This is a genomic window from Acetobacter okinawensis JCM 25146 (assembly GCF_000613865.1).
In the GTDB taxonomy this organism is placed as follows: domain Bacteria; phylum Pseudomonadota; class Alphaproteobacteria; order Acetobacterales; family Acetobacteraceae; genus Acetobacter; species Acetobacter okinawensis.
The window spans coordinates 80,385-92,868 of record NZ_BAJU01000004.1; the positions used below are offsets into that span (position 1 = coordinate 80,385).

The following is a 12,484-nucleotide window of genomic DNA, read 5'->3' on the forward strand; positions in this document are numbered from 1 at the left end:
ATGGTGGTCCGGGGAATACGGGTCAGAACTTCTGACAAGGATGCCGGTCTGGGGCGGTATACCCCAGACCCGGCACCACCGTATCAAAACCTACCCTGAGCAGGAATGGGCTTGAATATGGTAGGAATTCAGGCCGAAGTGTAGTCGAGTGTTACCGTGGCTTCGCTGGTCAGCACCCGAAAAACAAAACTCTCCTGCAAATACAATTCAACGGTCTCGGCTGTATGGCTCAGATAACCGATTGAAAAGTCCTGACCAATATCAAGAGTAAAGTCTCCCCCGCGCATGGATACGACAAATGCGCCTTCCAGAGCGGGTGCCCAGATAATTTTGCCGTCAATCATGCTTTCAATGTGCTTTTTGACGGGGTACCCATCATCGTCCCCACTGCTGACGGCCAGATGAGCCTGCGCACCCAGCACGACTGAATAAGGACCATTAACCCCGGCCAGACGCAGAGCGTTCAGTGCTTCGGCAATGGCATGGGGGTAATCTTTCGCCATAGCAGGAAGTTTGAGGTGAGGGTTGGAGGTGCCTTTCCGCATACCGCAAATACCCGCTGCCTCAAAACCATTGAAAATGGCGTGGTCCTCGGCAAAGGCAATTTTCTGGGCAGCGTCTTTGACTGTTTGCCAGTCTGAATCAAGTGCCCCACGCTCCACCGCATCAATCTCATCGCGCGAGAGCGTGAAGGGGACGCGTAGCTCGACCAGAGGTAGCACTTCACGCTGTGTGGCCAATACCCCATTGTCGGACACATCTACTTTTTTGCCTCGCCCGGTTCCAACACCGGCAAACGCCGTACCCTTGGGCTCAGGTGTATCCACCACACGGCGGCCCGCAAGGTGGCGGCGAATGGTCCGGCTGGCCTCCTCCTCAATCTGAACCCATGCTTCGGCGGAAATGGGAGCAAGGTGTTTGTGCAGATTGTTCATATCAGGCGTCCTTATCTTTTAATGATCCAATGCCAAGGGAACCGTCGTGTGTATTGCGCGAGGGGTGGGCCTGCTCGCTCGCCAAGACGGCAGGCTGTGGCTCCTCGATTACCATGTCCGGTGCTGCGTCCAAAAACTCACTTGTCGGTGTAAAAAAGAGTGTTCCGGTCACTGCGGTGCTGACGTCAAGCAATCTGTCATAATTGCCGGGGGGCTTACCAATAAACATGTTCTGGAGCATCTGCTCCGTGCGGGCAGGGGAGCGGGCATAGCCAATAAAATATGTGCCGAATTCCCCCTTACCCACAGTCCCAAACGGCATGTTTTCACGCACGATCTGAAGCTGCTCACCATTCTCTTCAATATTGGTGAGCACATTATGAGCGTAGCTGGGTTTTTCTGCTTCTGGCAGTTCTATGTCCGAAACCTTTTTGCGACCGATGATATGCTCCTGCACCTCTGTTGGAATGGCATCCCATTTTTTAAGGTCATGCAGATATTTCTGGACGATCACATAGCTCCCGCCTGCAAAGGCAGGGTCTTCGTCCCCAACGATTGTCGCCTGTGTGGCAACTGCGCCAGAAGGGTTTTCCGTTCCATCGACAAATCCAAGGAGGTCTCGGGCATCAAAATATTTGAACCCATGTACCTCATCCACCACGCTGGCTACCCCCTCCAGCCGGGCAACAAGCGCTGTTGCAAGCTCAAAGCAAAGGTCCATTTGGGTCGCGCGGATATGGAAAAGCAGATCACCTGCGGTAGATGGCGCATGGTGCACACCCGTAATCTCACGGAAAGGGTGCAACTCCTTGGGGCGCGGATTACCAAAAAGCTGATCCCATGCCTGTGACCCAATGCCTGTGACACAGCTGAGCCTGCCATCCGGAATCCGAAAGCCGATGCCACGGAGAAGGGAGGAGATATCCCCCAGCAGGTCCAGAACCTGAGGCGAGGCCGGGGTCTCTGTATTGAGGGTCAGAACAAGGAAAACTGCGGCCTGTGTCAATCTTGGATCAACAAGTTGGGGTGTGGACGACAAACTGGAGCTCCTGACAAAATCACACGTGACAGCAACAGGAACTAACATAGGCTTCTGCTCAGGCATGGCAAGGGCAGGGTGCATGCTGTGCGTCCGCAGGCATCATGAGCTGTTTGAGAGCTGCGCTCACTCAAGACTCGCAATGCGGATCATTCTCAAAAAAATATTTCAAGAGTCGAGGTAGACAAACCCTGAACTCTGAAGGTTTGACGCATTAAGGCACTGCATTTTGTACGTGCGGAATACTATATGTGGTGGTATGAACTTTAAATAAGCACAATATGAATGATTTTTGGCGGCAAATCACAGTGCGTGCCAAAAGATGGAGCCAGGGCATGAACGGGCATTTTTCACTTGCGGAGTCTCTTGTGACACAAACTATCCAAGCCCGTTTTCCGTTTGAAGGGGCCTATGGTGCACAATCAGGCATTGCTCGCCAGCTTGATCCGGGCATGGGGGAAGCCGTGGGGCGGCGCACCGTTTTCCGCCCATCAGACAACGAAGATTTTGGCGCAGTGGCCGACCGGGTTGCCCAAGGCAACACCGGGCTGCTGGCGGGAGTGGATAAGCGGGAGGTTATGCAACTGCGTAACGCCATAGCCTCGGGCGCGCTACTGACTTCTGGCCGCCACCTCCAGCATGGAGATTCAGAGCAGTCCACACGGAACATGGAAGTGTTCACCAACTGTGCGACTGCCATCTGCTCCTTTGCCAAATTCTATTTGCTGCTGAACGGTTCGGGCGTTGGTCGGGCTTATGATGATGAACTGTGCATTGTAGACTGGGCGCAGGTGCCGGAGTTACATTTTGTGCTGGACGTGCAGCACCCCGATTACCCACGCGACCGCGCAGCCCTGCTGCGTTTTGGGCTGGAAATGCAGATACTGCCATGGGGAACAATGCCAGATGCCTTCGACGCCGGGATGGAGGCACAGGTCACACAGTTTCTGGAGCAGTCCCTTCTACCTCTAGTACCAGAGGTGCCGAACAAGATCGTGCATGTCATAGACGATAGCCGTGAAGGCTGGGCCAAAGCGGTGGAAGCTATCGAAGCCATGGCGTTTGCCCAAAATCGGGACTACCACCTTGTGTTGGACTTTAGCCGTATTCGCTGCGCGGGTAGCCCTATTACAGGCATGCAGGGGAGACCGGCAGCAGGCCCGGTTTCGCTTCTGCGTGGGTTGTTGAATGTCTATCGCAACGTTATTGAGCCAGCGCGCAGGAACGGTATGCCCCGCTGGGAGCAGGCACTGCGGGTGGATCACTATTTATCTGTTGAAGTGCAGGTTGGGGGTGCGCGCCGTGCGGCACGCATGGCCACCAAATCCTGGCGTGATGCAGACGTGCTGCATTTTATTCGTGCAAAGGAGGAAGGCGGGTTATGGACCGCCAACCATTCGGTCATGGTCGATCAGGAATTCTGGGGGTATGTCAACGCCACCACAGCTGCCAGTCCCTTGGCTGAGCATGCGCGGGCTGTTTTTGCAGAAGCGACCCGCTGCGCATGGATTAATGGTGAACCGGGCTTTATTAACGGTGACAGGCTGGAAGATAACCGCACAGGAAGTGCGCGTGACAAGCCTGTCTATACGGATGGTCGGGATTTTTGCTCCGCACGATACCGTGCAACACAGGCAGCAACCCTGCTGGCAGAACTGGCGGAGTGCGCTGCAAGGGCCCATTTTCCCGTAACGACTAACCCATGCGGCGAAATTACATTGCATGTTACAGGTGGGTACTGCGTAATTGGTGACTTCGCTCCTTTGCTGGCCTGCCCGATACCATTAGACGCGGTTACACCGGGGCGTCATGCGCCGGAGCTCGCAGAACAATGGGATGCACGTGTCCGGGATTCTGTGCGATTAGGCGTTCGTTTTTTGCTGCGAGCAAACCGGATGGATGCGTTGTACGGGCAGGAAGTCGCCCGTACAAACCGCATCGGCATTGGCCCGACAGGATTGCATGAATGGGCTTGGCTACGCTTTGGGCTGGACTTCCACGATATGCTGGATGAGGAGCACGCAGCACCGTTCTGGCAGGCCGTGTGTGAGCTTTCCACCATCGCCAAGGCAGAAGCCAATGCCTATGCGCAGGAAACAGGCACGGCCCGACCGGTAACGGTCACCACCGTTAAACCTGCGGGCACAACTTCCAAACTGTTTGGCCTGACAGAGGGCGCACATCTACCCGCCAGACGACAGTATTTGCGCTGGGTACAGTTTAAAGGTGTCCGGCGCGAAGATGGTGTGTGGGAGCACGGTGCTGACCCGTTACTCCGCACTTATGAGAGCAAGGGATACCCTGTTCGCTCATTGCGCAGCTTCCCCGGCATGAGTGTTGTCGGCTTTCCTACGGTGCCGTTGATCCAACGTCTTGGTATGGGGGAGCGTGTTCTTACGGCCCCGGAAGCGACCCCGGAAGAGCAATATCGCTGGCTGAGCCTACTGGAAAAATACTGGATTGGCGCAGAACAAGGCAATCAGGTTTCTTACACGCTTAAAATTTATACAGATCGCCATGATCTGGAGAGTTTTCGTGCCATGGTGGCGCAGAACCAGCCCAAAGTGCGGTGCTGTGCCGTGCTTCCAAGCCGTGCGGATTCTGATCTAGGATACGAATATCTACCGGAAGAAGAGGTCTCCCCCAGCAGATTTGCAGCCATTACGGCCAAAATCAAGGATGACAACGTGCGCGAAGTTGTAGATTGGGCGCATCTGCAATGCGCAAGTGGAGCCTGCCCATTATAATAATTGCAGAAAGCATAAAGCCCTTACGAATTGTTATAACCATCCCCCCGTGCGGCTCTCGGACACGCGCGGGGTGTGGTTTAGTGCGCATATGGTCGCTATCAGGCAGCCATCTGCGCACGACGAAAGCGAATAATGCTGCGTGAAAGCTTGCCTGCAGCCCAGTTAGGCATTTTGCGCCATGGGGTCACAACATCAGCATATTGACCATCAACCGTGACTGTTCTGCGCTGTTCCGTGCCAACCCATTCTGGTGCCCAAGCGGTCTGCACGGTGGTAATCCACTGGTCCCCTTCCACACGATAGCGGCCAATATACGCGACCAGTGTTTTCATTAACTGGGCACGATCGGTATCAGTGGTTGCTGCCAGACGATTACTACCCTCAAGATTGAAAGCCACCCAGCCATCGGGGGTAAAAACAACACGACCACGCGGGGCAGCCCATGGCGTTAATAAAATTGCCGGTCTCTTTTTCTTCCACCTTGTAGGAGACGAGTTCCCACGTGCCGATAAGGTTCTGCCTCAGAGCTTCTTCCTTCGTGCAGGGCAGCTCATTGTCATTATCCATAATCCGCTGGGCGGTCGCTTGCATTGGCATAGTCTCATTCCGTTGCTAGTTCGTATCGTCTATCGGGGTTTTGACAGATCCGCAAAGGAGATTTTGCGCTTAATGTTGTTCGTTGGAACAAACATGCCTTTCATTTCACTTCTTCGGTAGTGACAATTAAGGAAAAATAATATTACGCTAAACGCAAAGATAAGCATGCACCCGACACTCAGGGAGAACCTTACCCATGCCCTATGATGAAACAGGGGATTTGCGTTTTTTCATCAGTCTGGTGGACGCCGGTAGTCTTTCTGCAGGCGCGCGTAGCTTGGGCACATCGCCCGCTGCCGCGTCACGCCGTCTGGCCCGGTTGGAAACACGGCTGGGAAGCACGTTGGTCATCCGCAATACGCGGCATTTTGGGCTGAGTGAGACGGGCAGGCTATATTACGAGCGCGCCCTGACCATTGTTGCTGATATTGACCAGTTGGAGGAGGAAATATCTTCCAGCACCAATGCGCCACGTGGCACATTGAGCATTGGCGCACCGGTAGAACTGGGGCGTAGGCAGATTGCCCCTTTTATTGAGGAATTCAGTGCCAGACATCCTCGCCTGATGATCAACCTGGCTCTTGCGCCAGAAGGCAACTATGATTTTAACGATTATCTGGATGTGGTGCTCAGACTGGGCCTGCCAGAAACACCGGGAGCGGTTGTAACCCGCCTTGCCTCCACAATGCGTGTTTTATGCGCTTCTCCCGCTTATATCGCCCGCCGCTCCATGCCTACACATCCTCGGGACATTCCAAAACATGACTGTTTGTGCCTACGGAAAAACAAAACCATGGCACTACTCAACAAATGGGTTATTGGGAACGAGACAGAAACCGACGTGGTTATGGTAGAGCCGCGCCTGTCTACAACCAATGCTGAAATCATTCATGACTGGGCTCTCTCGGGGCAGGGCATCGCCTACAAACTACTATGCGACGTTTATCAGGATCTGGAAGAAGGCAAGCTGGTACGTATTCTACCTGATTTGCAGGGCGAAAAAATTGATCTGTACGCCGTTCTGCCAACACGGCAGCATACCCGTGCCAGTGTTAAAGCATTTCTGAGCGATTTGCGCCCCTATATCCGAACGGCCGGTTTTTTGTAAGCTCTCTTACTAGGCAGCCTTATTTCCCAAAACACGATGCGAAACACGAAAAAGAGTCTCCCGCAGCCATCGGTGCACCGGGTCCGTATCACGCCGGGGATGCCATGCCTGAAACGCATCTATACTGGGCAGTGGGAATGGAAACCGAAAAGTCGCCAACCCCAGCGCCTTGACCGATATATGGTCTATGACAATACCGGGGAGTGGCAGAATAAGGTCAGAATCCTTCAGGCTTTCCACCATGCAATGGTAATTGGGAACCACCATGGCTATGCGCCGGGCAAGGCCGTACTGGGCCCGCAGAACCCAGTCAATCGGCCCCTGCGCCCGCCCCCGACGGGATACGCTGATGTAATCGTACAACACCATGTTCTGCGGTGTCACAGGCGTTGACAGTATGGGGTGATCCTTGCGAACAACACCTTGCATATGATCGCGAAAAAGGGTTTGCCGCCTGATTTCAGGCTTCATCACATCTGTCGCACCAATATACAGGTCAACGCGCCCATGCCTTAGTGGGTCAGAAGCCGGGTCATCCACTTCTGGCGCCCAGATAACCTCACATCGTGGACATTCTTTTTTAAGGGCCTGCAAAAGAGGCAGAGCAAGAGCTGCCACAACCAGATCATTTGCGCGGATGGTAAAAGTCGGGGCCATGTTGGCCAGATTGGCGAGCGCGCGTGTTTCTATCAGGCTGTCAGCGTTACGGACCAGTTCCTGCACACGGTCAAGAATGCCCAAAGCAAAAACGGAAGCACTCATCCGCCTGCCTGACTGCACCAGAATAGGGTCCGCAAAAGCCACGCGTAGCTTGGCCAGATGGCGGCTCATGGCGGGTTCACTCACCTTCAGTCGTCTTGCGGCGAGCGAGACACTCTCCTCCTCAATAAGAACCTGAAGGTAGCGTAACAGATCTAGGTCGTAGCCTCTCATCCTTACAGAAATAGACTTTATCTGGCGCAGGCACCATCATTTATCATTCCAGAAAGTGGAATCGTTGCTTACGGTTAATGAGGGTTGTCTCTACATCCCGGATCGTCAACATGCCGGGTATGACAAATGCCGTTCCTGCACTAGCGGCGGGGGAGCCTGTTATCCATGCTTCACCGCCGCTGCCCTCTTATATTCCTCCGTTTGGTCTACGCACGGTTGTTGGCTGCCTTGGCATGCTTTTGGCTGTGCATGTCGCTGGGTTTAACGAGCACGTAACGGAAATCGGTCTTTCCGACATACGTGGCGCCATGCACATAGGGCATGATGAAGGCACGTGGGTCATCGCCATTTACGAAGCGTTCAATATTGCTGCCATGGCTTTTACGCCGTGGTTCTACATGACGTTCTCGATCTATCGTTTTTCCATTTTCATGACAGCAGTTCTGGCACTGCTCTCCATTCCAGCACCTTTTATGCCTGATGTTGTTTCGTTGTGTATTTTACGGGCATTTCAGGGACTTGCCGGGGGATGCCTGCCGCCAGTGCTCATGACCGTCATGCTCAAATATCTACCTCCGCAGATCCGTGTATTCGGTATTGGTGGTTATGCCATGAGCGCGACCTTTGGCCCTAATCTGGGCCTACCACTGGAAGCATTCTGGTTCGAACACATGGGCTGGCATTGGCTGTATTGGGAAATCATACCAACCGCGGCACTTGCAATTGGCATGATGGCATATGGCCTGCCTCGTGATCCCATGCATTTTGAACGGTTTGAAAAATTCAACTGGCTGGGCATTCTTGTGGGCCTGCCTGCCATCTGCTCGCTTGTTATTGTGCTGTATCAGGGGGACCGGCTGGACTGGTTCCGATCATCCATCATTACCAATCTGACATTCTGGGGTATTGCCGCCTTTATTGTGTTTGTTATTAACGAGGCGTTCCATCCCAGCCCGTATTTTAGAATTCAGTACTGGCGTTCACGCAACATTCAGGCCGCGCTGCTGTCTCTGGTAGGTATTCTGGCCATCTGCTCCATTATGGGGGAAATTCCAGCGACCTATCTGGAGGCCATACGTGGCTACAGACCCATACAGGCTGCCCCCGTATCGCTGGTAGTCGCCTTGCCACAACTGCTTATGCTGCCCCTGATCGCGTGGATATGTAACAACCGCAAGGTGGACTGCCGTCTTGTGCTGGCAGGCGGCATGGTATGCCTTGCCGTATCCTCGTGGCTAGGCACATGGCTTACGGTCGACTGGGTCCGCGACAATTTTTACCTGCTGCAGATATTGCAGGTTTTTGGCCAGCCCATGACGGTTATTCCAACCCTCATGCTCGCAACCATGGCCATGGGCCCGGCGGATGGTCCCTTTATTTCCGGCATGGTCAACATGCTTAAGGGGCTGGCCAATGCTGTGGCGTTTGCTCTGTTTTCCGCCGCCACCCGCAGGCGAGAACAATACCACTCCACCATGCTGCTGGACCAGCATGGTACACATCAACTGGCGTTGGGGGGGATGGACAACCCCATTACACAGCAGCTTGGCGGCACCTCCCCCGATGGTGCGCATGTCGCATGGAACGGGTTGCAGGTTTTTCATACCTTTGTGCATGAGCAATCGCTCGTTCTGGCATTGGCCGACATCTACTACGCGCTGATCTGGGTCTGCCTTGGGTATGCAGTCATGAATCTTGTGCTGCCACACCGTGTGTATCCGCCCCGTGCGCCATCCCCCAACATTTCTGCCCGCTAAACCGGAACAACAAGACCATGATTTACAAAAAACCGCTGCTTTATGCAGGATGCGCTGCAGGCGCGCTTGCCCTTGTCGCATGGGGCGGGGCGCGTCTGGTTAATGGAGATGGTGTGCACCAGTACACCAATGATGCCTATATTACGGCCGATTTTACCACCGTAGCTCCCAAGGTGGCTGGCCGTATAGACCGCGTGACTGCGCAGGATAACGAACGCGTACACGCAGGTGAGGAACTCGCACATATTGAAGATGATGATTACAAGGCTGCTCTGGACGTTGCCAAAGGGAACATGCTGGCCGCTCAGGGCGATGTTGCCAACCTAAGTGCGGAACTTGCGCGCCAGGATGCCCTTATTGCACAGGCGCGCGCGGCGGTAATGGCGGATCAGGCCGAACTCCTGTTCGCGCGCCAGAACACCACCCGCTATCGTAATCTTTCCTCCGGTGGTGCGGGCACTATTGAGCAGAAGCAGTCGTCCGAAGCGCATGAAAAAGAGGCGCAGGCCGCTATCGCCCGCGACCAGGCCGGTGTGGAGGCTGCCACCAGACAGGTTGCGGTTATTCAGGCCCGGCTGGAGCGGGCTCGTGGCGCTCTGCTGCATGCTCAGGGGGATGCCAGACAGGCGGAACTCAACCTTTCCTACTGCTCCATTCCGGCACCAGTAGATGGTGTTGTCGGGGAGCGCGGCGTGCGCGTTGGGGCATATGTCCACCCAGGCACGGGTATTCTTGCCGTCGTTCCCACACAGGCCGCTTACGTGCTGGCCAATTTTCAGGAAACACAGCTAACTCACGTACAGGCTGGCCAGCGTGCAACCGTATGGGTAGATACATTCCCCGGTCACCCGCTGGCCGCGCACGTGGACTCACTGGCCCCAGCGACAGGGGTCGCCTTCGCTCCTATTCAGCCCGATAACGCTACTGGCAATTTTACCAAGGTGGTGCAGCGCATCCCGGTCAAGCTGATATTTGATCCGGGCCAACCTCTGGCTGACAAGGTGAGGGTTGGCATGTCCGTAGAAGCGAAAATTGACACAGCCTCCCAACCGGAAGGAGCGCATGCTCATGATGCACGCTATCTCTGGCAGTAATGGCATGAGGCAATTTTTTCTTGCGGGCCTTGGACTTTCTATTCTGGCTGGCTGCACAGTAGGGCCGGATTATCATCCGCCACAGGTCAAGGCTCCCGCAACATGGCGCGTCACCCAACCGCCCGCACAAAGCCGTGTCAGTACCGCCTCAACTGATCCTGCATGGTGGACCCTGTTCCATGATCCCCTCCTGACCCATCTGGAGCAGGAGGTTGCAAGCTCCAATCTGGACCTGCGAGCAGCCAGCCTGCGGCTGATGCAAAGCCGGGCTGAGCGACGTATTGCCAGCGCGGCGCAACTCCCGCACATGGAGGCCAATGCGTCTTATGCACGCGAACGTGCCAGCAGCAACGGTATTCTGGGGCTTATGGGTAGCATGGAGCAAGCTGGAGCGGGGAGTATTGCCAATGGCACGCAGGGGTTTGGTCCTGCGGCCCTGCCGGGAAATGTGGGGAACCCCTCCTTCAACCTGCCGCAATACGGCATGAACGCATCGTGGGAAGTGGACCTGTGGGGACATGTCAGACGACAGGTGGAGGCGGCAACAGCCGCTGTAAGAGCCACGGAAGACATGCAACGTGATATTCTTGTCTCCCTCATGGCCGAAACGGCGCAGACCTATATAGACCTGCGCGCAACACAGGCACAGATTGGCATTCTGGACCACAACATAGCCATTGCCCGCCACAGTGTGCAGTTGACGGCCATGCGTCTGGAGCAGGGTGCGGCGACCCGTTTGGATGTTGCAGAAGCAACGGGGCAGTTACACCTGTTTGAATCCCGCTCGGCTCCCTTACATGCACAGGCCACACATCTGCTGAACAGCCTGAGTTTTCTGGTCGCGCGTGAACCCGGCGCGCTGGACGCTGAACTGGGACAACCACAAGCTTTGCCGCCCATACCTGAATTTGTACCCATGGGCCTGCCGTCAGAACTGGCGCAGCGACGGCCTGATATTCGTATGGCTGCGGACAGGTTACATGCCGCCACAGCCAGCATAGGGGTTGCTGTGGCTGACTTTTTCCCACGTGTCACATTATCTGGAAGTTTGGATGTACAGGCGCTTCAGTTCAGTGGTCTTGGGTCATGGGCATCCCGCCAGTATGGTTTTGGCCCGACAGCGACCTTGCCAATTTTTGAAGGCGGCCGACTGACAGGGCAGCTTCACTTACGCAAGGCCCAGCAGCAGGAAGCATCCGTCCTGTTCCAGCGTACAGTACTTAAGGCCTGGCAGGAAATTGATGACGCAATGGCCGACTTCACGGCTGCACAAAATAGGCGAGATGCTCTAGCTCTGGCCGTGAAGGAGAACGAGACAGCACTCACTGTCGCCAAAGCACAGTATGTGCAAGGGGCATCAGATTTTTTGAATGTGCTGACTGTGCAGAATGCCCTGCTTGCCTCACAAAGCGCCTTGGTGGAGGCGACGGCCAATGTGGCTGGGTCCATTACACATCTGTACCGTGCCATTGGTGGAGGGTGGGAAACGCTTTACCCTGAAACCGAAGGAAGAAAAACGCATGCCTGAGAACAACCACGCAATGACTGTCCGGCGAGCGGACGGTCTGGGGCAAGCGCATTCGGATACATTGATACTGCGCTGCCATTTTGCCTTCGCAGATTATAAAACCCCAGAATATGGGCACGAAGGACGGCTGAGAGCGATCAATCTGGGCTCTCTCCCCCCCAATGGGTCTTATGCGCTAGGAGCTCAGGCCAATGTGGATATTATCACATGGCTACAGGCAGGGAGCGTGCAGGCCGAAGCTGAAGGTTTTGTACCCGAGACCATACACGCAGGCGGCCTGCACCTGTTATGTGCGGGGACAGGGGTAAACGCCACGACGTGGCAGGCTGGGCAGAACGGTGCCTCCTTTATCCAGTTCTGGCTGCTGGCCGACACAGAAGGAGACAGCCCTAAACAGGAAAGCCGTGAGGAATTTCCACAAATGGAGGATGGTGGCTTTCGTATTATTGCCTCAGGATTCCCCGAGGATGACCCCGAGGCAATGGAGAGTATTGCAGATGGAGCACCCGTTGCCTTGAGTGGCCGCAACCGCCTGTTACATGCACAGATTCCCAAAGGGCAGGGAGCGGCCTACCAGACAACGCAGGGGCGGGACCTGCATATTCTGGTTGTATCGGGGGAGGTTGCGCTGTCCGGCACGGTTCTGTCGTGCGGTGATGGTGCCATGCTTGAACAGGCCAGCAATGTAGTGGTGCTGGCTACACAGGATTCCATAGTTCTGCTGACAGACATAGCCGCATAAC

At 55.1% G+C, this 12,484-nt stretch carries 11 protein-coding genes; 6 read left to right on the top strand and 5 right to left on the bottom strand.

Annotated features, from left to right (window positions below):
* Window positions 1-128: 128 nt before the first annotated feature.
* Both JCM25146_RS03590 and JCM25146_RS03595 read right to left on the bottom strand, forming a co-directional pair.
* Window positions 129-935: a family 1 encapsulin nanocompartment shell protein gene (locus JCM25146_RS03590; RefSeq protein ID WP_025825951.1), complete on the bottom strand. Its 807-nt coding sequence runs from the start codon at window positions 933-935 to the stop codon at window positions 129-131.
* A 1-nt stretch (window position 936) separates the two neighbouring features.
* Complete coding sequence (locus JCM25146_RS03595; RefSeq protein ID WP_035371949.1) at window positions 937-1,974, bottom strand: Dyp-type peroxidase; 1,038 nt, start codon at window positions 1,972-1,974, stop codon at window positions 937-939.
* 335 nt (window positions 1,975-2,309) lie between these two features.
* On the opposite strand from JCM25146_RS03595, the gene JCM25146_RS03600 reads away from it, so the two are divergent.
* Entirely contained in the window at window positions 2,310-4,721 is a 2,412-nt protein-coding gene (locus JCM25146_RS03600) for a recombinase (protein WP_025825955.1), read from the top strand.
* Between the two features lie 101 nt (window positions 4,722-4,822).
* On the opposite strand, the gene JCM25146_RS23370 is transcribed toward JCM25146_RS03600, so the two are convergent.
* On the bottom strand, window positions 4,823-5,122 hold the full coding sequence (locus JCM25146_RS23370) for a lipocalin-like domain-containing protein (RefSeq protein ID WP_242400894.1): 300 nt from the start codon (window positions 5,120-5,122) through the stop codon (window positions 4,823-4,825).
* Window positions 5,106-5,321 (bottom strand): lipocalin-like domain-containing protein, encoded by a 216-nt coding sequence (locus JCM25146_RS23375; protein ID WP_242400895.1) that lies wholly within the window; start codon window positions 5,319-5,321, stop codon window positions 5,106-5,108. Before JCM25146_RS23375 ends, JCM25146_RS23370 begins: the two co-directional genes overlap by 17 nt.
* Window positions 5,322-5,517: 196 nt before the next feature.
* Here JCM25146_RS23375 and JCM25146_RS03610 point away from each other — a divergent pair, with 196 nt between their 5' ends.
* Window positions 5,518-6,429: a LysR family transcriptional regulator gene (locus JCM25146_RS03610; RefSeq protein ID WP_025825957.1), complete on the top strand. Its 912-nt coding sequence runs from the start codon at window positions 5,518-5,520 to the stop codon at window positions 6,427-6,429.
* A 9-nt stretch (window positions 6,430-6,438) separates the two neighbouring features.
* On the opposite strand, the gene JCM25146_RS03615 is transcribed toward JCM25146_RS03610, so the two are convergent.
* On the bottom strand, window positions 6,439-7,362 hold the full coding sequence (locus JCM25146_RS03615) for a LysR family transcriptional regulator (protein ID WP_025825959.1): 924 nt from the start codon (window positions 7,360-7,362) through the stop codon (window positions 6,439-6,441).
* A 119-nt stretch (window positions 7,363-7,481) separates the two neighbouring features.
* On the opposite strand from JCM25146_RS03615, the gene JCM25146_RS03620 reads away from it, so the two are divergent.
* Genes JCM25146_RS03620 through JCM25146_RS03635 form a run of 4 tightly spaced genes read left to right on the top strand, consistent with a single transcriptional unit; the run spans window position 7,482 to window position 12,483 of the window.
* A complete protein-coding gene (locus JCM25146_RS03620; RefSeq protein ID WP_025825960.1) occupies window positions 7,482-9,119 on the top strand; it encodes an MFS transporter in 1,638 nt (545 codons plus the stop codon).
* Between the two features lie 17 nt (window positions 9,120-9,136).
* Window positions 9,137-10,213, top strand: a complete 1,077-nt coding sequence (locus tag JCM25146_RS03625; protein WP_025825963.1) for an HlyD family secretion protein — start codon at window positions 9,137-9,139, stop codon at window positions 10,211-10,213.
* A gap of 4 nt (window positions 10,214-10,217) precedes the next feature.
* Complete coding sequence (locus JCM25146_RS03630; RefSeq protein WP_025825966.1) at window positions 10,218-11,741, top strand: efflux transporter outer membrane subunit; 1,524 nt, start codon at window positions 10,218-10,220, stop codon at window positions 11,739-11,741.
* Complete coding sequence (locus JCM25146_RS03635) at window positions 11,734-12,483, top strand: pirin family protein (protein ID WP_242400896.1); 750 nt, start codon at window positions 11,734-11,736, stop codon at window positions 12,481-12,483. Before JCM25146_RS03630 ends, JCM25146_RS03635 begins: the two co-directional genes overlap by 8 nt.
* Window position 12,484 lies beyond the last annotated feature (1 nt).